Genomic DNA, 21,949 nt, shown 5'->3' with positions numbered 1-21,949 from the left:
GGGCTAAGTATAAATCATTCAAGGAGGAAGTTGAATGAAAAAAGCATTTTTATGCACGACGGTATTATTGTTGATTCTGGTCATGGGGCTCAGCGGCTGCGGCGGAGGGAACGGAAATAAAGAGACATCTCCGTCCAATCAACCGGCGCAGGACAACAGCAACAGCAAGAAGAGCGATGGCAGTCAGAAAGGAAACACCGGAGGGGAAGCGCAAAAGGTGGTGTTCTGGACCTTTGTCGATGCGCACCAGAAATTCTATGAGAGCATGGCGGCAAGCTGGAATGAGAGCCATCCGGACAAGGCAATTGAGCTGGAGGCAACGACCATTCCTTATGACGACATGCATACCAAGCTGCTGGTAGCGCTGCAATCAGGTGTAGGTGCACCGGATCTGGTGGATATCGAGCAGAGCAAATTCCCGAACTTTATGAAGGGGACACCGCAGCTCGTATCTCTGAACGATATTGTGGAACCGGAGCTTGGCAACATTGTGAAATCCAGAGTCGAGATTTACAGCAAGGATAATACGTATTATGGCATTGATTATCATGTAGGTGCGACCGTCATGTATTACAACAAGGAAATGCTTGATAAGGCGGGAGTGAACCCGGATGACATAAAGACCTGGGCCGAGTTCGAGACGGCAGGCAAGCAGGTATTGGAGAAAACCGGCAAACCAATGATCACCTTCGAAGGCAACGGCAACTGGTCCTGGTGGCCTGCCATCAGCCAGCAGGGTTCAGATCAGGTGGACGCTGACGGCAATGTTACTGTGGATACACCAGTCAATGTGAAAACAATGGAATTCTTCCAGAAGATGGTAAAGGAAGGCGTAGCGGCGGTTGCGCCGGGAGCAGGCCATGATACGGAGGAATACTTCGGCTATATGGATTCGGGCAGCGCGGCGTCGGTCTTTATGCCTTTCTGGTTCATGAACCGTTTCACCGACCATATCCCTGATCTGAAAGGCAAAATCATCATCCGGCCGATGCCGGCCTGGGAGGAAGGCGGCAACCGTTCGGCAGGCATGGGCGGAACAGCCACTTCCATTACCAATCAGGCCAAAAATCCGGATCTGATCAAGGAATTCCTGGCTTACGCCAAACTGTCCAAGGAAGGCAATCTTCAGGTCTGGAAGCAGCTCGGATTCGATCCGATCCGTACAGATGTATGGAGTGATCCTGCCATGAAGGAATCCAATAAGTTCACCGATTATTTCGGCACGGATATCTTTGATACGCTGCTCAGCGTCAAGGATGAAATTGCTCCGGTCCATATCCGCGAGAAGTCGCCGGAGGTGTTCGATGCGGTCCGCAACAAGGCGATGCCGGAAATCTTCATCAATATGAAGGACCCGGCACAGGTGCTGAAGGATGTGCAGTCCAGCCTGAAATAACGGGGAGGTTGATGAAGGGAAGTCCTGGCTGTGACAGGACAGCAGGGAGTGTGCCCTTGCTGCGGCAACAGGCTTGCCGGGACTTCCGCTTCAGCCCGCCCGTCTTTATATTCCGCTACATTTTGAATTAGAGTGGAGGCATCGTTATGCAGATACAAAGAGAGCTCGGCCATAACGTCAAGCGAGGTTACCGACTGGGAAATTCGCAAAAAATAGCACCCTATGTGTTTGTGCTGCCGTTTCTATTGTCCTTTGCTGTCTTTTTTGCCTATCCTCTGATCAATGCCGGGGTGATGAGCTTTCAGGAGGTTCTCCCGGGGGAGGTATCCTTTGTCGGGCTGGAGAACTACCGCGGCCTGTGGAATGAGGATTTCGGTGCAGCACTCTACAACAGCAGCCGTTATACGATCTGGACGCTGCTGTTGCTGATTCCCGTACCGATGGTGCTCGCCGTATTCCTGAATTCCAAGAAAATGCTGTTCAGCAATTTTTTTAGATCCACTCTGTTCATCCCGGCACTTACTTCTGTAGTTGTGGCCGGTGTAATCTTCCGGCTGATCTTCGGCGAACTGGACGGCGCATTGATGAATACCGTGCTGCATGCCTTTGGAATTCCCAGCCAGCGCTGGCTGTACAGCTCCAGCCTGGGGATGTTTGCGCTTCTGGTGCTTGCCGGCTGGCGCTGGATCGGGATTAATATTTTGTATTTCCTGTCCGCATTGCAGAGCATTCCCGGAGAGCTGTATGAAGCGGCCGAGATTGACGGCGCGGGTACGATGCGCAAATTCATCCGGATCACTGTTCCTTTGCTGAAGCCGATTACGATTTATGTTGTGACGATCACCATCTACGGCGGCTATTCCATGTTCACGGAGAGCTATATGCTGTGGGCAGGCAAACCGTCTCCGCAGAATATTGGCTTAACCATTGTCGGCTATATTTATCAGCAGGGCTTTCAATATTTCAATCTCGGTTTCGGTTCGGCCATCGGCATCACTCTGCTGGCCATTACGCTGCTGGTGAGTCTGGTGCAATTAACGCTGACCGGTATGTTCAGGAAGGAGGATTAATTCATGCGGACCCCATCCAAATTTAAGCTTACCCCCTCCTCTCTGCTGCTGGTGATCCTGTTTGTCGTCCTGGCTGCACTAATGCTGTTTCCATTATATGCGTTGTTTCTGGCTTCGCTGAAGCCGGCGACCGAACTTTTCCGCTATGGTCTGAATGTCCGGCTGGATTTTGATCTGATGAGCTTTACCAACTACAAAAGCATTTTTTCGGGGGAAGGAGCCGCCGCCAATTATTTTGGGTGGTACAAGAACAGTCTGCTCATCAGCGTGCTGTTTACGCTGCTGAGCCTGCTGCTCTCTTCGATGGTCGGTTACGGCCTCGGGATGTACCGCTTCAAGGGGCGTAATCTGATTTTTACCCTGGTGCTTGTCGTGATGATGATCCCGGTGGAGATTATTCTGCTGCCGCTCTATAAATTAACGATTTCCCTGAAGCTGATCAATACCATTTGGGGCGTCATTCTGCCGTTTGTTGTCGCGCCGCTGCCGATTTTCTTCTTCCGCCAGTTTGCGCTGGGGCTTCCGAAGGATTTCATGGATGCGGGGAGAATCGACGGATGCTCGGAATACGGGATTTTCTTCAAAATCATGGTGCCGCTGATGGCCCCCGCCTTTGGAGCGATTACCATCCTGCAGGCCATGAACAGCTGGAATAATTTCCTGTGGCCGCTGATTGTGCTCCGCACGACAGAGCAATTCACCTTGCCGATCGGACTGGCCTCCTTCGTCTCCCCGCTTGGGAACAATTATGAAGCTCTGATCGCGGGCGCAGTGCTGGCCATTCTGCCGATTCTGCTGGTGTTCCTGTTTTTCCAGCGCTACTTCATGGAGGGGCTGACCGTCGGCGGAGTCAAAGGATAGGGCGCTATAGGCGGGAATGCCCCGCAGAAAAAGAGAGGAGAGCTCCATCAATGAATCAAACAGAGAGTGCCGCTAACCGCAACATCCAAATCAACGATCCTTTCTGGTCTGAATATATCCGGCTCGTACGTGAGGTGATGGTTCCTTATCAGTGGGAAGCGCTCAATGACCGCATCGAAGGCGCGGAGCCGAGCCATGCGATCCGCAATTTCAAAATCGCCGCCGGGAGGGAGGAAGGCGAGTTCTACGGCATGGTTTTTCAGGATAGTGATGTGGCCAAATGGCTGGAAGCAGCAGCGTACCTGCTGGAGACGAAACGTGATCCGGCGCTGGAAGAGATTGCGGACGGGGTCATTGAGCTGATAGCCGAGGCTCAGCGGGGTGACGGCTACATCAATACGTATTTCATGCTCAAGGAGCCGGGCAGGGAGTGGAGCGATCTTGCGGAATGCCATGAGCTATACTGTGCAGGACATTTGATCGAAGCGGCGACAGCCTATTTCCGGGCTACGGGTAAAAGAAAGCTGCTGGAGGCCGTCAGCCGGTTTGCCGATTATATTGACACGGTATTCGGGACGGATCCGGGCAAGCTCCAGGGCTATGACGGGCACCAGGAGATTGAACTGGCGCTGGTAAAGCTGCACCAGGCTACGGGAAATGAGAAATACCTGCGGATGAGCAGCTACTTCCTCGGGCAGCGCGGCCGTAAGCCGCACTACTTTGAGGAGGAATGGGAGAAGCGCGGCAGAACCTTGCATTTCCCGCAGCTCTCAATGGTGCATGACCACTCCTACAGCCAGTCCCATCTGCCGGTAAGGGAGCAGGACACGGCAGAAGGCCATGCCGTACGGCTGGTGTACATGTGCACCGCCATGGCCGATATCGCCGCTGCCACGCAGGATGCAGGTATGCTTGAGGCCTGCCGGAAGCTGTGGGATAACATCGTCAGCAAGCGGATGTACATTACTGGCGGCATAGGCTCCATGGAGCAAGGGGAGTCTTTCACCGCCGATTATGACCTGCCTGGGGATCTGGCTTATGCTGAGACATGCGCTTCGGTCGGGCTGATCTTTTTTGCCCGCCGCATGCTGCAGCTGCACCGCAGCAGCAAATATGCTGATGTGATCGAGCGTGCGCTCTACAATACGGTTATCAGCGGCATGTCCCTGGACGGGACCCGGTTTTTCTATGTGAATCCGCTGGAGGTCTATCCCGAGGTGCTTGGCCGTAATAAAAACTACAATCATGTCAAAGCCGAACGCCAAGGATGGTTCAGCTGTGCCTGCTGCCCGCCGAATGTTGCCCGCCTGCTTGCTTCGCTCGGTGAATATATCTACTCGGTGCAGGGAGACACCGTCTACGCCGAGCTCTATATCGGCGGCCGGGTGGAGACCGTTGTGGCCGGGCAGCCGGTTGTGATCGAGCAGCACTCCCGTTATGCCTCGGAGGGGCGGGTGTGCTTTGAAGTGACGGCGCAGCAGCCCGTTACCTTCACACTGGCTCTGCGTCTGCCGGATTGGTGTGACGCCGTGGAGGTTGCGGCTGGAGGGACGTCCCGGAGAATTACATCCGGTGACGATGATGGCTATATCCGCTTAACCCGCGAATGGCAGTCCGGCGATACGGTGGAACTGGCCTTTGCCATGCCGGTCAAACGGATGAAAGGACATCCGCTGATCCGCCAGACCTTCTCGAAGATCGCACTGCAGCGCGGGCCGTTCGTGTACTGCCTCGAGGAAGCCGACAATGGCAAAAGGCTGTATCAGCTCCGTCTGTCCGAGGAGAGTGAATTTACACTTTCGGAGGAAAGCGGATTCCCGGAAGGAGTGAAGACCCTTGCGGCTGACGGTACGCGCCTGACTCCGGCAGGAAGCTGGGACGGCGAGTTGTACCGCAGCGACTCTTCCTGGACGAGGGAGCAGGTCCGGCTGACCTTCATTCCGTATTTCGCCTGGGCCAACCGGGGCGTCGGGGAAATGTCCGTTTGGGTTGGGGAAGAAGCAAAGAAATAAATGCGTATAACAACGATAATTAATGATGTTCATGAATCTGGAATCTGCTCCGGGATGCGGCTGTGCCTGATTCCGCCTTTCCCGGAGAGGAGGTGAAGCCGTCCTTACCTGTATCCGCTGTAAGAAACGGGAATGTCCGTAATCTAAGAAGAAGGGGATGATGAAGAGCATGATATTCACGACTTCAGATAGAGTACAGCCGCGTTTTGGGAATAGAAGGATACTTACGGGGGCGGTCTTTGTGGCGCTGGCGGTAGTATCAGCAGTCCTTTTTCCGTCAAAGGCCGGAGCGTATGAGCTTACAAGTGACAAGCTGCTGGTTGAAACCGGGTCATACGGCGAAATCTCTTCGATTAAAATCAAAGGGGATTCCTTCCCGACCGAATATGTGATGAACAAGAAGGTGTCGCCTGAGCAAGACACAGCTGATCATCAGTGGATGGGTGAGCTGATCTTTACCTATCGCCTGGACGGCGGGGCTTGGATCAAAGCGTCGACTAACCAGTCGGAAGATGTCCGGAGCATCATTAAAGAAGGCAATAAAGTCACGGTTACGTACGAGAACTCCGGGAATGCGGAGGGCATACGCAATTTCAAGCTGGTTGAGACCTACAGGCTGGAAGCGGATGGGCATCTGCAATGGGATATTCATGTCGTCAACACCAGCGGAAAGCAGCTGGAGATCGGCGACTTCGGACTTCCGCTTCCTTTTAATGAACAGTGGACCTATGGGGACGCCATTTATGAAACCCGTGTGGTCACCCACTCTTTTGTCGGCAACAACAGCTCCTATATTACAGCGGGCAGACCAAGCGGTATTGGCTCATACCTGATGCTGATGCCGGATTCCGCTACGGGGGCGGGGTTTGAATATCAGGACCGCTGGCGCAATGAGGAGCATCCCGGCAGCAAATGGGCCTGGAACCCCGATAACGAAGGCAAATGGATTGAGGGTCTGAACGTATTCTATATTCACTCCAATGTGATCAAATCAACGAACCGCGGTTATTTGCCGAATACGAGCCTGGTGTTGGCAGCGGGAGAAGCACAGAATTACGGGTTTAAGTGGTTTGCCGTTGCGAATGAACAGGAGGCAAAGAATACGCTGTATGAGCAGGGACTGATAGATGTAACTGTTGTCCCGGGAATGGTCGTGCCAAGCAACCAGAAAGTGAAATTCGATCTGCGCACCAAGGCGGACATTCATAGTGTGAAGCTGGATGACGGCACGGAAATTCCGCTGCTTGCCCACAAGGGCGGGGACCACCATATTTATGAATTCAGCCTGACGAAGCTCGGTCCGCAGCAGGTTACCATAAATTATGGAAGCGGTCTCACAACAGTGCTGCAGTTCTACGGCATCGACGCGGTTGACCAGGCCCTGGAGGATCACGCGGCTTTTATGGTGCAAAGCACACAGTGGAATCTTCCGGGCGATCTTCGAGACAAAGTTTTTGACGACTGGATGATGAACACGAAATCGAAACGGAACAGCTTCGGCGGGTATTGGGGCTGGGGCGATGACTGGGGGTTGACACACGGACAGTTTTTGGCGGAAAAAAATGCCCTAACCCCTGTCGCGTCGGAAATCACGGCGGTCGACGATTATCTTGAGACGGCAATCTGGACGAATCTGATGAACGGCCACCATGAGGATTACCTGATTCATGACTTCCTGATGGCGGAGCCGAACACAACACCGACTTACCGTGGATACGCCTACCCGCATATCTATAATACGTACTTCAGCATGTATAAAATTGCCGCGAACTATCCTGAGCTGGTCACCTATAAACATCCCAAGGAGACTTACCTGCTGCGGGCCTATAATATTTTGAAGGCGCTATACGAAGGGCCCGTATCCTACAACTGGGAAACCGGGCTTATGGGCGAATTGACGACACCGGATATCATTCAGGCGCTAGAAGACGAGGGTTATGTGGATGAGGCTAATGATGTCCGGGCCAAGATGCTGCGCAAATACAACAATTTTAAAAATACCAAATACCCGTACGGCTCGGAGTACAGCTATGACAATACCGGCGAGGAAGCCGTATATACGCTGGCCAAGATGCAGGGCGGCAACGAAACGGAGCAGGCCAAAGCGCTTGAGATGATGGGCAAAATCAACTCCAAGACGCGGGCGTCCCGGGGCCAAATGCCGGTGTGGTATTACTATGCCGACCCGGTTACCATCACGGGTGAGAACTGGTGGAATTTCCAGTACAGCGCGTCCCTGGCAGGTTATGCCATGGATGATTGGATTCGCTATCACGCCGGGACGGGCCGGGAAGAAGAGCAGCGGCTGTCCTATGCCGCCAAGCTGGCCAATCTCAGTGCGATCAACTCCGGCCAGATCAGCGATGATCCGGCAAACTTCGGAGCTGCAGCCTGGACCTATCAGGCGGAGAAAGGCAATCATGGCACGAATGGAACCGGCGGGGGCCGGAATGTTCCGCTGCTGAATGGCTGGAAGGGCATGACCGGTGAAGCCGATCTCGGACTGTTCGGCGCGCTTCAGATTCTCAGCGCGGATATTGCGGTCGATCCGATCTTTGGGGTAACCGGTTATGGGGCGGATGTCTCTGTCACGGATGCCGTCTATTACGATATTACGCCCACGGATGGCCTGTACAAACGGGTCAACCTGATTACCGAGAAGCTCTATATCGAGCTGGACAAAGATCAGTTTACGGCAGCCAAACTGTCCATGAAGAAGGACTATGCCAGTTTCAATCTGCGCAATTTGACGCCGGGCAAGGCGCATGAAACAACGATTGCCTTCAGCGGCTTGAAAAAAGGTGCCTACCTCATCCGGGTAGACGGTGAGCCGGCTGGCAAACTGAATGCCTTCGGCGATGAAGTTAAGCTGACCGTTGAAGCGGGTCCGGCTGTTGCCTACACTGTAGAGCTGAGCGGGACGGAGCCAGACGACAATCAAGCTCCGGCTGTTAATGCGGGGGAGGACTTCACATACACCTTGCGGGTGGATGATGCCGTGCTTCGCGGCCAGGCTAAGGACGACGGCTTGCCGGAGGGCAAGCTGACCTCCGAATGGACACTGCTGTCCGGGCCAACCGGCGGCGAGGCAACATTCGGCAACAGCAAAGCGCTGTTCACCTCGCTTGCGGTTACAGAGCCGGGAACCTACGTGTTCAAGCTGACCGTAAGCGATTCGGAGCTTGAGCACAGCGATACGGTTACGGTCGAAGCTGCTGCTGCACCGCCGCTAGCGGAGCTGCTGGCGCATTATACCTTTGACGAAACCGAAGGAACGGCAGTCTCCGATGCCACCGGCGGGGGTTATGACGCCAATGTGCTCGGCTCGGTAGTCTGGACTCCTGGTAAAATCAATCATGCCCTGGATTTGAGCGGTCAGGACGGTTATGTGAAAATGCCGGAGGGATTGCTGAGCCGTGCCGATGAAGTTACGATTTCCGCCTGGGTGAAGGCGGACACGATTGGCACTTATTCACGGATCTTCGATTTTGGCACCGGAACGGGCACCTATATGTTCCTGTCACCCAAAGCGGGCTCCATCACCCGGTTTGCCATTACTACCGGCGGCAATGCAGCCGGACGGGAGCAGGTCATTGATGCGCCTGCACTGCCTGCCGGCGAGTGGAAACATGTAGCCGTGACGCTCACGGGTTCTCAGGGTGTCCTGTATATCGACGGTGTGGAGGCGGGTAGAAATGACCACATGACGCTCCGGCCTTCCGACCTTGGCAAGACCAAAAATAATTACATCGGCAAATCACAATTCGCAGATCCGTATTTTGACGGTCTGGTTGACGACTTCCGCATTTACAGCAGAGCCCTTAGCGCTGCCGAAATTGCTGCTCTAATCGCCCCTGCCGGAAACATTGTTTCGGTCGAGGACGCCAACCTGGCTACTCCGGCTCAGGAGGCGCCGAAGCTTCCGGCAACGGTCAAGGCGACACTGGAGGACGGCAGTGTGTCTGAGGTTCCGGTACAATGGGAGCCGGTAGATCCCAGTCTGTATGACAAGGAAGGCAGCCTATTCACGGTGAATGGAACCGTTGTGGGCACGGAAACGAAAGTCCGGGCTCATGTAACAGTGACGAAACGGGTTATTGCTCCCTTCCCGGAGCTTGCACTCCGCTATACCTTTGATGAAGGTCAGGGAATTACGGTTCAAGACGTTTCGGGAAGCGGGCGTGATGGAACACTTCACGGCTCGCTCGATTGGAGCGGACAGGGACACAAGAACCAAGCGCTCACCTTCAGCGGAACAAGCGGCAACTTTGTCCATGCGGGCAACGATCCGGAGCTGCAGCCGGGCAGCCTTACGCTGTCCTACTGGATCAAGCGCACCGGCGCCATGAATGACAAGGAGAATGTGCTGCTATGGTTCAAACCGGAGGGCAGCTTTGCCGGCAACGGATTTTTTGTCACCTACAACGGCAATTCCAGCATTGTATTCGTTGACGGAGCTAACGGCTTCTATGTGAAGCAGTCGCCGGAGGAGTTTCTGCCGCTGAATGAGTGGACGCATATTGTCTTTACCTTTGATGCGGCAACCAAGAGCGGGATGATTTACAGAAACGGAGTGGCCCAGCAGGTCGACCTGGAAGGCTCGCCGCAGTCGATCACGGCAACCAATGACGCCAAGAAGATCGGCGTCTCCGGCTATGGAGACGGCGCGCAGCTGAATGCCGGACTTGATGATTTCCGGATTTACAACGGAGCCATGAACGCATCGCAAGTGAAAGCCTTATACGACGATAAGGACATCCAGAGCGTGGGCCGTATCGGTGTAACGACTGCTGCGGGGGTATCCCCTGTCCTGCCGGAAATGATTCCAGTAGTGTACGAGAATGGAAGCGAGGGAACCGCAGCGGTGAGCTGGGAGCAGGTGCTGCCGGAAACTTATGCCCAGCCTGGAGAATTCACAGTAGGCGGCAGAGTAGAAGGAACAGCGCTGCCTGCAGTGGCTGAGGTGACCGTAACGGAAGCGGCGGAACGGAACATTGTGGCGCTGCAGAAGGTGCAGATCAGCACACCTGCCGGAGTTGCCCCTTCCCTGCCCACGGTAGTGCAAGCTACTTACTCCGACAATACCAGCGGGGAGACTCCGGTCGTCTGGCAGAAGATAGATCCGGGACAGTATGCAGCACCAGGCACATTCACAGTAAACGGAGCTGCGGAAGGAACGGCACTGCCTGCGTTGGCGGAGGTGTCTGTACTTGAGGCGGAAGCACCTGTGATCGTCAGTCTTGTAGCTGTGGAGGTAACCACAACGGTAGGCATTGCACCTGCATTGCCTTCGGTGGTGACAGCTGTATACAGCAACAAGTCAACATTTGCAGTGCCAGTCGTCTGGCAGAGTATCGCACCGCAGCAATATGCAAATACCGGCAGCTTTACTGTGAACGGCACGGTGGAGGGGACGGGTGTGGCAGCCAAGGCAACAGTTACCGTAATTGGTGCTGCCCCAACGCCAACCCCGAACCCGACGCCGGCACCGACGCCGGCACCGAACCCGACACCGAACCCGACGCCAACCCCGAACCCGGTGCCAACTCCGTCAGCCAGTGCGGGGACGGTCGGCATGAAGACACAAACGGTTGGTGAGGACATCTTCGCCATGAATCAGGGAGCCTCCAACGTCGAAGTGACTCTGAATGATGGAAAAACGGAGGCATTACTGCCCGTGAACGCCGGAGTACTGCTTGGCACGAGATCGCTTATCGTTAAGGACGGAGAGGCCTCGCTGGCGATTCCTGCCTCCGTACTGGTTGAACTCAGTGCAAGATTGCCGGAAACCGAACGGAAGGGCGCGGCCCTCGTGGTCACCCTCACTCCGGTAACATCGGGAACAATCCCGTCAGGCAGTGGCAGCGGGATCTACCGGCAGGAAGGTACAGCCTATGAATTTGGCCTTCTCCTGCGTAAGGGGGATGGAGCAGAACTGGTCTTGTCTGCCTTCCCGCAGCCAGTATGCGCGGAGCTTCCATATTCCGCTGCGATATCGAGGGATGAACTGTTGGGTGTGTATGTAAAGGAGAAGCCAAGCTCTCTGTGGGGTTATGCAGGAGGAAGTATAGATAGCACCCGCAATAAGGCTGTTATTATGCTGAATCATTTCAGTACCTACGCGGTGTTCTCCTACGATAAGACGTTCACGGATGTAGCATCCACCCATTGGGTTTACGCTGCGCTGAAGTCGCTTAGCGCAAAACATGTAGTCACGGGTGTGACGGATAATCTGTTTTCTCCTGGAGGGACGGCAACACGGGCTGAATTTACAGCGATGCTGGCCCGGACGCTTAATCTGAAGAGTGACGGTGCGGAGCTTCCATTCTCTGATATTAACTCGGGCAACTGGTATGCCGAATCCGTAGCAGCCGCTTATCAGGCGGGGCTGGTTCAGGGCGTAACGGCAACAGCCTTTTCACCCGATGCGGAGATTACCCGTGAGCAAATGGCTGTACTGCTGGTCAAAGCCTATGAATACAAGCTGGGCCGGGCAGCAGCTTCCGGTGAACCGCTAAGGATGGTTGATGCAGTTCAGGTGTCAGACTGGGCTAAAGCGCAGGTAGCACAGGCGCTGGCATCCGGCATTATGCAAGGGGCTCCGGATGGCCGGTTTGATCCGCAGGGTTCCGCTAGCCGCGCACAAACCGTACAGGCGCTTGCCAATTTACTGAGTGCTATGGGCAAGAAGGGAGCTATGTGATTAAGCCCTGCAAAGTCTCCGCTGCGAATGAGTTAAACATGATACTACAGATAGTTTGATTATGGGAAGGCCATTCTTCGGAGTCCGAAAGGACTCTGGAGAATGGCTTTGTTTAAAATATAAGCATTTATATGCTTCACGCTATAAATTATCCTTCTATTTCTCGCTGAAACCTATACCGTCCTTTTGAGGACGGCGAAGCCGTTTCCACTTGGTTGAAGTTACGCCTCCTTCTGAACGCAGGATAAAATGATTAGATTTGAAACCACGCCGCGAATGGTTTAGACTTCTACAAAGCGGACTGCTATCATTAGAACTGTTGAAAGACCATAAGAAAGCCACTCTGCCTCTGGAATGAAAGCTTCGCACCGCTATAAATGTATTTCCTGCAACTATATCAGGCTGAATCTGCTTTTTTTGAGAGATAGATGCAGTTTGTGCAATTAAAAAATAGTTTTGTGTGTTTTTAGCTAGATTTGGTTCATATAAGTGTATGGAGTGCAACTAACCTCCCCAAAGCAGCGAAACGGTCGGTTTTAGCTGTACAAAATACAACTATATAGATTGAACTAAAAACTTGAGATAAAGGAAAGGAGCAACGGAGGGGGATTTTGGAACTGGAGGAACGGTAGTGTCCGTCTGAAAGCTTTCTGAAGGAAAGCTAGCATCGAAAGCATAAGCAGTCTTCGGATTTCTACCGCTAAATAGCGGTTAAAATCAAGAAATTCTTACGACAACAGCGGCCGGAAGTCCAAATATTCACCGTAGTTGCGACTGATCCTGTACTCTAAAACCACAAGTTCAATCTATATAGTTTGCCCGGTAGAAGAACTATTCTGGCGGATGAATACTGGATAACTTGCTGACTTGCTGACTTGCCAGGATAAAGGAAAAAGAGGTGCAACTGAAGGAGAGCTTTTGGTGGGGCGGATATGAGGATTGATTAGAATGAACGCATATCGCATATACAGCATCATAAAAAGACGAAAAAGAAGAATGGAGGTGCGGCATTGAACTTAAGACAACAGCAGCAATCGATGCTGCCCTCGTTAGGGCGGCGCAGACGTTACTTTGTGGTTCTGATGATTTCGATGCTTGTTCTGCTTACCGGCTGTGCCAGCGGTACGGCGCATATGACGGTGAAGAAGGATGGGAGTCTGGAGCTTGCGTTTAGCATTTTATTGGATTCCCGTGCGGAGGCGATGGTTGGCGGAAAGCTGGAAGAGGTGCTGACCACCAGGCTGGAGGCTGCCGGGATTGAATTGAAGAAAAGCCAGAACGGCAAATCTACAGAATATCAATTCCTCAAAGCCTATGCTTCGCTACAAGACCTGCAGGCAAACGCTGGCAAGCTGGACATTGTGGACACGCAGGTTGAACAGGTTAATAATTGGTTGTACACCAAATACGATGTGGTAGCCCAGCCGAAGCTGAATGCCTATTCGGATGAAATCATTGACGGGATCGGAAGTCTGAGCGTGCCGAAATCTCTGGTCCGCATGCTGCTGCAGAACCTTGCGGTCGATTTTAAATTAACACTTCCTTATGATTTGTATGGGGCCAACAATGCCGCCGAACAGGACGGAAATACATTGACTTGGCATATTACAATGGCCGATTCGCAGCCGCTCGAGATGGTCGTTTATGTGCCAAACGTCAGGAATATCGTCATTGCCGGTGGCGGTGTAGTGCTGATCCTGGCAGTTGCCATCATTTGGTTCATAAGAGCAAGAAAAGCGCGCAAGCCCAAGAGTGCCTGAAAGTAACACCGATGGGATCAACAACCTTTTGCTATTATCCAAAAGAGCCGTCAGCCTCAGCGTACACTGCTGGAATGTTGACGGCTTTTGTCAAAATATAAGAATTTATATGTTTCACACGATAACTTATCCTTCTATTTCTCGCTGAAACGGTACCGTCCTTAAAAAGGACGGCAAAGCCGTTTCCACTTGTCTAAATCTGGCTGTTTAGGATTCACAACCGGCAGAGGGTTCCCCGATACTTATCCGGTCCCGCCTTGGGCCCTGGAGCTTGCGTTGTCACGGTACTGCCCGGGGGTCATCCCTTCCTGCTTCCGGAAGGAGCGGATGAAATTCTGCGAATTGTTGTATCTGAGCCTTGCGGCAATGTCCTTGATCGGCATGTCGGTTTCTTCCAGCCATTTTTTGGCCATTTTGAACCGGTACATTGCCAGGTACTCACTGAAATAATACTGGGTCTCCTTGCGGAAGACGCTGCTGAGATAGTTGGCGTTGTAATGAAGGCGTGAAGCGCACTCCTCCAGCGTAAGATCCTTATCATAATCATGCTGGACAATATCGATAATTTTCTCTGAAATGTTGTGATATTGGGCATTTTGCCGGCTGTGAAAAATCCGGATCATCGGCAGAATAACCATACTCCAGAACCAGTCCTCGATTTCGGCTACAATGTGGAGATCGGTCAGCTCTTCGAATAAGGAGCCGTTCACATGATAAATCTGGTTCAGGCTAATTCCCGATTCCTGCATCATAATGAGGATATTATTGAGCAGACGGGTCAGCGGAATCTGGTACTCCTGCGGGGACAGTCCCAGCGCAAAAATACATTTGAACAGCTTATGCAGCAGCTCCTTCGCTTTTTCAGTATCGGCCAGCTTAATGGCGTCCATCAGGTCATTTTCGGTATGCGAAGGATAGTTTAAGTTCAGATAATGTTTGCCGGAGTTGATGTTCTCGTATTGGATAATGATGCCTTTGCCGAGCGTAATCCGGTATTTCAGAGCTTCCAGGCCTTCTCTGTAGGCGATGGATATTTTATCAAAGGAATGGAAGGGCAGACTCAGGCCAATACTTACCTGCAGCTTCAGGTAGTTATTGATCTCCTGCTGCAGATTTTCTGTCAGTGAATAGAGCGAACGGTGAAAAGCCTCGGCATTGCCTTCCATGCTGCCAATCAAGGTCACCACGGCATGGTCCATAATGACAGGCGCAAGCCTGCTGTCCGGGGGCACCAGTTCCTCGATCATATTATGCGCGGCAAACAACAGCAGATGGAGATCCTTTTTCTCATAGCTGGTATCCTCAGAGAAGTCGATGCTCAACGTGATTACAGCCATCGTCTTCCATTCTTCCATCTGGGTGTGATAGCCATATTGCTCCAGCTCTTCAAGCAGCTCGCGTTTTTTGACATTGCCCTGAAAGGCTTTGGTCAGGAAAAAGGTGCGGACCTGCCGGATATGCTGGCTGACCTCCTTCTCCAGCTGTGATTTGGACTGAAATAAATGATGCACCTGTTCGCCGATAAACTGAAACTCATCCGTATGCCTGGATTTGATTCCGGGTCTGCGCAGCCCCATCTGGTTGAGCAGTCTTTCGATCGGGCTGTACATGCGGCGGGAGCCGAGCCATGCGAACAGTATGGACAGCAGCAGCATCACGGCACATACATACAGGGTATAGGTTCCGATTTTGTTGGATTCCTTCGTCAAACTCTCAATGGAGGTGACCGAGAGATAGATCCAGCCGTTCAATTGGGAACGCAGATAAGTGACGGAATAGTCCTTTTTGTCCATGACGGTTTTGAATTGTCCCGAAGGTTTATTAAGATCGGAGACGAGCGAAAGATCAGCAAATCCGCCCTTTTGCGCAGGCTCTCCGATCATCGAACGGTCCGGGTGAAGCAGTATGGTGCCGGACTCATTCAGCACAATAATGCTGTCGAGCGGATCTACTTCCGAGTTGATGAAGTCCTGCAGGCTGCAGGCCGGAATATTCGCCAGGGCAAGTCCGTATTTTTGCAGTTTGTTGGTCGGCAGCTTTTTAATCAGACTGATGCTGTAGTCGCAGCCCGTCACATTGATGCTCTCCTCACTGTAGAACAGCGAGGAAGGGTTCAGCACCCAAGACGTGTTGTCGGGCACATTCATCAGATTGGAGAGCTGCTCATAGTTCTTGTATTCGTTCAGGCGGTAGAGGCCGGAGTTTTTGATCATCCAATTTTGCCGTTGATTTAACAGGATCACATCTTCGAGCTTTGTATCAAAGGACTGCATATTGCGGATTTCGGTTCTTAAGTCATTATATAAAATGAAATCGGTTACATTTAAGGGGTTATTTAGTGCTTTTTTTAATACCGAAGAATTCACAACCTGGTTTAAGGTTTGGTTGACAGTAGTCAGCTTATGCTCTACATTTGAGTTAATTTGTAAAATCAGTTCCATTTTGCTTTTGTTAACATTTTTTTGAATTTCGCTGGAGGATGTGAGATAGGAGAAAGAGCCAATGAACACCACAGGCAGCGTACTGATGACAAAGGCGAATAAAGTTAATTTACTCAGGAAGCTTAAGTGTTTCACTGGATTTCAGCACCTTTACTTGGGTAGTAGCAACTGCCTCATTTAAGTGTATTCATCAGCTAGGATAATAACAATAATCATCTGGTGCCGCAATAATCATTATCTCTAATTATTACTTAGGATAGAAGATTATTCAATAATTAGCAGTTATATTGCAGAAATGAGCGTAATTATGCTAGGTATGTACTAACCAAACTTTTAGGAGGATACAGGGATGTCCAGAGTTTTTGCAGGGAGAACGGTGCGCCGATATTGCTGTTTGGTATTGCTGCTCTCGTTCATTTTGTTAAGCGCTTGCAGTGACAACGAGTCACCCCGGACCGGTCCCGGAGAGACCGCGCCGTTCATTTCTATTCTGGCACCTCTGCATTTCCCTCAGCAGCCCTCCAAGGATATTATGGCGGAACTTGAGAAGCTGACAGGGGCTAAGCTCGACATTACCTGGGTTCCGGAAGGCGTCTACACAGATAAAATGAATACGGCATTGACGACCAATTCGCTGGGCAAAGTCACCTTTGTGAAGTTCACGGATTATAATCTGCTGAAAAGTGCGATCCGCTCGGAAGCCTTTTGGGAGATCGGGCCTTATCTGCAGGAATTCCCTAATTTGAAACAGCTGGACCCTGCGATTCTTAACCAGGCTGCTGTAGACGGCAAAATCTATGGATTGTATACTGAGCGCCCTTCCTCCCGGCAAGGAATCATCATCCGCCAAGACTGGCTGGACCATCTTCAGTTAAGCAAGCCGCAAACACTGGATGAACTGTATGAGGTCATGAAGCAGTTTACATATAATGATCCGGACGGAAACGGCAAACAGGACACCATTGGCCTGGTCGACCGCAACGATCTCGTGTACGGCGTGTTTAAGACACTCAGCTCCTATTTCGGTACTCCGAATAACTGGAAGCTGGAGAATCATCAGTTTATCCCTGAGTTCGTGACTCCTGAATATATGAACACCATGAATTTCATGCGGAAATTATATAATGAGAAAATGATTAATCAGGATTTCGCCTTAACCAGCAAGGAGGTCCAGCGGGATAAGTTTATCCGGGGAACGGCCGGTGTTTTTATTGGCAGTATGACGGATGTGCAGCGGCTCTCCAGTGAGGCTCAGACGATCAATCCGGCTGCTGAATTTACACTGATTAACCGGATTAAGGGGCCAAACGGATATAAAGTATGGTCCATCCCTAATTACAACGGCCTTTACCTGTTCTCCAAAAAAGCCATTGCCACGGAGCAGGAGCTGAAACAGGTGCTTGGTTTTTTTGACCGGACGATGGACAGGGATGTCGCCAATCTGATGAAATACGGGTTCGAGGGCCGGCATTATAAGCTGGAAGGCGGAAAGGTGATTCTTCCGGAGGAGACTTCGCAGCTGCGTGTAAATGAAGTGAATCCGCTCTACTCCCTGATGATCGCCGACTTCGGCAACAAGAACATTATGGAAGTGGAGAAAAAAGAGCAGCTGACCGCCCTGGCCGACCAGCTCAGCAAGGACAACGAACAGTTTCTCGTGGATGATCCGACCCTGCGCTTAAGCTCCCCAACCTATGATGAGAAAAATGTGGAGCTGTCGACGATTATCGTAGATGCGACCTACAACTACATCATCGGCAATATCACTGTTGAGGAATTCAACGAGCAGGTGGAAAAATGGAGAACAAGCGGCGGCAACCTGATCATCCAGGAATACACCGCGGCGGAGGCCCGGGCAGAGGCGGGCAAGTAGGATAGAGGGGCGGGGGGGTAACCAGTCTCCTGGATTGTCCCCTTTATCACTTTGATTGCACAATGTGCAGTAGATTCCCACTAGTCGGGGCTCAAAAAGGAATCTACTGCATTTCGTGCAGCAGATTCCGGTTCAAAGCCCGTTTTAGTTCATTTTCCTGGTTTTTGACTGCACAAAGTGCAATAGAACACGAATCCAGAGCCTTCTGAGCCAAATCTACTGTACAAAATACAGTCAGTGCATGTTGACCCGCCAGACTGCAGATTTCTCACATTAGTAACTGTGCATGTTCCCAATAATCTCCCCGCCCACGCCATGACGTTTCAACTAACTGTTCCCTGTACGCCTTTGTTCAATCTGCCTAAACTTATTACCACTAACAGCTGCTTCACATCCTAAGTTCCATCCATCGCAAGTAACTTCTCCCCACCGCAGAATTCAGCGGTGGTTTTTACTCTGCCCCTTTCCATATGAATGGAAAGGGAAACCCTCGGAGAGGTGAAAGTAACGAAGGGGAAGTTTGGAACTGGAGGAGCGATAGCGTTCGCCTTTATGTTTGGATTTCTACCGCGGGGAGCGGTTCATATCAGGAAATCCAAACATAACAGCGACCGGAAGTCCAAACATTCCCCGCAGTTACCCCCACCGATCCCATAGCATCCACTCGATTAATCCCACCGCTCAAGGTTTTCCTGCCCGACTAATCTCCACCGATTGTTCCCCACCGCAGAACCCAGCGGTGGTTATTACTCTGCCCCCTTTCCATATAAATGGAAAGGAAAACCCTCGGAGAGGTGAAAGTAACGAAGGGGAAGTTTGGAACTGGAGGAGCGGCAGCGTTCGCCTTTATGTTTGGATTTCTACCGCGGCGAGCGGTTCAAATCAGGAAATCCAAACATAACAGCGACCGGAAGTCCAAACATTCCCCGCAGTTACCCCCACCGACCCCATACCCTCCACTCGATTAATCCCACCGATCCCAAACTCCCATCCCGATTAATCCCACTCCCCCAAACCAGTGTTTTCATTTCCATTTATAACCCAATAATCATTTGCTCACAACCCCCGCCCAAACGCCCCATTATGAGTAAATGATTGTATTCGAAACCTGGCCGAGGCTGTAGTGTGTTGCTTGTAACCAATACAAGTCAAACGGAGGTCAAAATGGTATGAAGAAAAAATCCTTCACCCTGCTCCTGAGTGCATTGTTAACGTTCAGCATGTTGACAGCGTGTTCAGGCAACAACAACAACAATAAGGAAGCAGCGGCGACAAAAGATCCCGGTACAAGCGGAGGGACCAACACCGCGACAACAGAACCGGCACCAGAGCCGGAGAAACCGACAGAAATTAAGATTATGCTTCCACTGAACACGACAGAGACTCCACCGGACACGATCAAAGCGGAAGTGGAGAAATTGACCAATACGAAGCTGACCTATCAATTTTTCCCGGCGGATACCTATGAAGAGAAGCTGAATTCATCGTTTGCCACAGGTTCATTGCCGCAGGTGACCTATTTGAAGAATCAGACGACCTTCCTGCAGATGAAGGAAGCGATCAAGGATGGACAGTTCTGGGAGATCGGTCCTTATCTTACGGAATTCCCGAACCTGAACAAGCTGAAGCCGGAAATCCTCAATAACACCAAAGTGGACGGCAAGCTGTACACCGTGTATATCGGACGGCCGCTGGCGCGTCAAGGGATCATTTACCGCAAGGACTGGGCAGATAAATTGGGGCTGAAGGCACCTGCGAATTTAGATGAGCTGTTCGCCATGGCGAAGGCTTTTACGGAACAGGATCCTGACGGCAACGGCAAAAAAGACACCACAGGGATTGTGGACCGGAATGAGCTGGTATACGGAGCTTTCAAAACCATCTCCTCCTGGTTCGGAACCCCGAACAACTGGGGCGAGAAGGATGGCCAGCTTGCACCGGAATTTATGTTCCCGCAATATATCGATGCGATGGACTACTTCAAAAAGCTTCGTGATTCCGAGTACATGAACCAGGATTTCGCGGCTACCAGTAAAACAGATGCTGTAAATATGTTCACCAGTGGTAAAGCTGGCCTGTATATCGGCGGATCCATGCCTGATATTGATAACCTCAATAAGGATCTGATCAAGAATGTCCCGGATGCCGTTTTGGATGCGCACAGTATGGTCGCCGGACCGGATGGCAAGATTACCCAATGGATGATTCCGGGCTATAACAACGTAGTACTCTTCCCGAAAGGCGCAGTCAAGGATGAAGCCGAGCTGAAGAAGATTTTGGGGTTCTTTGACAAGATGATGACTCCTGAGGTTGCCAACCTGATGTACTGGGGGATTGAAGGCACTCACTACACCGTTGAAGACGGCAAAGCGAAACCGGCGGATGACAAAGAGCTGATTGAACGCGAGGTTAAAGGCTATAAGGACAGCGTTATCGGTGAATACGAAACCAACGGGATGTACCAACCTTTGAACGTGCTGCCAGGCCGGATTCATGCTGATGAATTGGCGCTGGAGAACGTCAAATTCGGAGTGGCTGACCCTACGGCTGCCCTGGATTCGGCGACCTACACCTCCAAGGGCGTTGAGCTTCAACAGATTATTACGGATGCTACCTACAATTATATCTATGGACAGCTGGACAAGGCCGGATTCGAAAAAGAAGTGGAATCCTGGAAGAGCCGGGGCGGCGCAGCCATTATCGAAGAATACAACGCCGCATACAAGAAATAGGATGACAGTCGTGAACGGTTAGGCTAAGGCCCAGTGAAGAAGGCTGCCGAAGCAGCTTCAGCAGCCTTCTGATTCATACGAAACCGGCAGTCAGATGATCAATTTATGAAGCAGAAAGGAAGAGTATTATGCAGGAAGTCACCGCTCAGCCCAGCGCAATTCCTGAGCTGGAGCCCAAAAAATACAAAAGCAGCAGTGAACTCAAAAAGCGGCTGTGGAGAAATAAACTGCTTTACGTCATGCTGATACCGGGAGTGCTGTTTTTTGTTATTTTTAAATACTTTCCAATGTACGGATTAGTCATTTCCTTTCAGGATTACAAACCTTATCAGGGGATCCTCGGCAGTAATTGGGTAGGGCTTGAGCATTTCAAGCGGCTGTTCGCGGAGCCGGATTTTCTCAATATCCTGGGGAATACGCTGATTTTGTTCGGAATGAATATCATCTTTTATTTTCCGATTCCGATTATCCTTGCCCTGATGCTGAATGAGCTGAGAGGCACATTTTTCAAAAGATTGTTCCAGACACTCGTTTATCTGCCCCACTTTATGTCATGGGTTATCGTCGTCTCCATTACTTTCGTTATGGTCACGATGGACGGAGGAATTATTAACGAGCTATTGGTCTATTTCGGCCTTCCCAAGGTGAATTTCCTGCTGAATCCCGACTGGTTCAGGCCAATGTACATCATTCAGGTGATTTGGAGAGAAGCAGGCTGGGGCACCATCATTTATCTCGCAGCCATTGCGGCTGTAGATCCCGGACTTTACGAAGCTGCGCGCATGGACGGAGCCGGCCGGCTGAGACAGGTCTGGCACATTACCCTTCCGGCGATCCGAAGCGTCATTATTACACTGCTGATTCTGAAAATCGGTTCCGTGCTGGATCTTGGATTTGAACACGCCTATCTGCTGCTCAACTCCATGAACCGGGAAGTGGCGGAAATTATTGATACGTACGTGTATACCGCAGGTTTGAGACAAGGACAATTCAGTTACAGTACGGCTATCGGCTTCTTTAAATCGGTGATTGGACTCATTATGGTCATGTCGGTCAACAAATTATCGAAGAAAATGGGAGAAGAAGGCGTTTATTGAGAGA

Annotated in this window: 10 protein-coding genes and 1 pseudogene; 10 read left to right on the top strand and 1 reads right to left on the bottom strand. The window is 51.4% G+C overall.

Annotation, left to right across the window (positions count from 1 at the left end):
• Nucleotides 1-34: 34 nt before the first annotated feature.
• The 7 genes and pseudogenes from ACQ76X_RS14530 to ACQ76X_RS14500 all read left to right on the top strand — a co-directional run bounded on the left by ACQ76X_RS14530 (nucleotide 35) and on the right by ACQ76X_RS14500 (nucleotide 13,802).
• Nucleotides 35-1,396 (top strand): ABC transporter substrate-binding protein, encoded by a 1,362-nt coding sequence (locus tag ACQ76X_RS14530; RefSeq protein ID WP_438494771.1) that lies wholly within the window; start codon nucleotides 35-37, stop codon nucleotides 1,394-1,396.
• 146 nt (nucleotides 1,397-1,542) lie between these two features.
• A complete protein-coding gene (locus tag ACQ76X_RS14525) occupies nucleotides 1,543-2,466 on the top strand; it encodes a carbohydrate ABC transporter permease (protein ID WP_038596266.1) in 924 nt (307 codons plus the stop codon).
• Between the two features lie 3 nt (nucleotides 2,467-2,469).
• Nucleotides 2,470-3,327 carry a carbohydrate ABC transporter permease gene (locus ACQ76X_RS14520; protein WP_438494768.1) on the top strand — a complete coding sequence of 286 codons (858 nt, stop codon included), beginning with the start codon at nucleotides 2,470-2,472 and terminating at the stop codon, nucleotides 3,325-3,327.
• A gap of 50 nt (nucleotides 3,328-3,377) precedes the next feature.
• Entirely contained in the window at nucleotides 3,378-5,339 is a 1,962-nt protein-coding gene (locus ACQ76X_RS14515) for a glycoside hydrolase family 127 protein (protein ID WP_438494766.1), read from the top strand.
• Between the two features lie 169 nt (nucleotides 5,340-5,508).
• Nucleotides 5,509-9,423: pseudogene (locus tag ACQ76X_RS14510) on the top strand (DUF5695 domain-containing protein); the annotation flags it as partial.
• Entirely contained in the window at nucleotides 9,421-12,042 is a 2,622-nt protein-coding gene (locus ACQ76X_RS14505; RefSeq protein ID WP_438494862.1) for an Ig-like domain-containing protein, read from the top strand. The pseudogene ACQ76X_RS14510 and the gene ACQ76X_RS14505, both read left to right, overlap by 3 nt.
• A gap of 1,010 nt (nucleotides 12,043-13,052) precedes the next feature.
• Nucleotides 13,053-13,802: a hypothetical protein gene (locus tag ACQ76X_RS14500; RefSeq protein WP_438494764.1), complete on the top strand. Its 750-nt coding sequence runs from the start codon at nucleotides 13,053-13,055 to the stop codon at nucleotides 13,800-13,802.
• Between the two features lie 242 nt (nucleotides 13,803-14,044).
• On the opposite strand, the gene ACQ76X_RS14495 is transcribed toward ACQ76X_RS14500, so the two are convergent.
• The gene (locus ACQ76X_RS14495; protein ID WP_438494762.1) at nucleotides 14,045-16,378 is read right to left on the bottom strand and encodes an AraC family transcriptional regulator; all 2,334 of its coding nucleotides are present in this window, start codon (nucleotides 16,376-16,378) and stop codon (nucleotides 14,045-14,047) included.
• A gap of 214 nt (nucleotides 16,379-16,592) precedes the next feature.
• Here ACQ76X_RS14495 and ACQ76X_RS14490 point away from each other — a divergent pair, with 214 nt between their 5' ends.
• The 3 genes from ACQ76X_RS14490 (at nucleotide 16,593) to ACQ76X_RS14480 (ending at nucleotide 21,945) form a co-directional block, all read left to right on the top strand.
• On the top strand, nucleotides 16,593-18,116 hold the full coding sequence (locus tag ACQ76X_RS14490) for an extracellular solute-binding protein (protein WP_438494760.1): 1,524 nt from the start codon (nucleotides 16,593-16,595) through the stop codon (nucleotides 18,114-18,116).
• Nucleotides 18,117-19,285: 1,169 nt separating this feature from the next.
• A complete protein-coding gene (locus tag ACQ76X_RS14485) occupies nucleotides 19,286-20,848 on the top strand; it encodes an extracellular solute-binding protein (protein ID WP_438494758.1) in 1,563 nt (520 codons plus the stop codon).
• Nucleotides 20,849-20,976: 128 nt separating this feature from the next.
• Nucleotides 20,977-21,945 (top strand): ABC transporter permease, encoded by a 969-nt coding sequence (locus ACQ76X_RS14480; RefSeq protein ID WP_038596257.1) that lies wholly within the window; start codon nucleotides 20,977-20,979, stop codon nucleotides 21,943-21,945.
• Nucleotides 21,946-21,949 lie beyond the last annotated feature (4 nt).

Source organism: Paenibacillus sp. IHBB 3054 (genome assembly GCF_051594305.1).
Classification (GTDB): domain Bacteria; phylum Bacillota; class Bacilli; order Paenibacillales; family Paenibacillaceae; genus Paenibacillus_AQ.
The sequence above is the reverse complement of the archived record's forward strand: the minus strand, read 5'-3'. Positions and strand labels throughout refer to the sequence as shown.

Coding starts and splice junctions, on each gene's coding strand:
- ACQ76X_RS14515 (WP_438494766.1), top strand. CDS start 3,378: ATGAATCAAACAGAGAGTGCCGCTAACCGCAACATCCAAATCAACGAT.
- ACQ76X_RS14480 (WP_038596257.1), top strand. CDS start 20,977: ATGCAGGAAGTCACCGCTCAGCCCAGCGCAATTCCTGAGCTGGAGCCC.
- ACQ76X_RS14490 (WP_438494760.1), top strand. CDS start 16,593: ATGTCCAGAGTTTTTGCAGGGAGAACGGTGCGCCGATATTGCTGTTTG.
- ACQ76X_RS14520 (WP_438494768.1), top strand. CDS start 2,470: ATGCGGACCCCATCCAAATTTAAGCTTACCCCCTCCTCTCTGCTGCTG.
- ACQ76X_RS14525 (WP_038596266.1), top strand. CDS start 1,543: ATGCAGATACAAAGAGAGCTCGGCCATAACGTCAAGCGAGGTTACCGA.
- ACQ76X_RS14530 (WP_438494771.1), top strand. CDS start 35: ATGAAAAAAGCATTTTTATGCACGACGGTATTATTGTTGATTCTGGTC.
- ACQ76X_RS14485 (WP_438494758.1), top strand. CDS start 19,286: ATGAAGAAAAAATCCTTCACCCTGCTCCTGAGTGCATTGTTAACGTTC.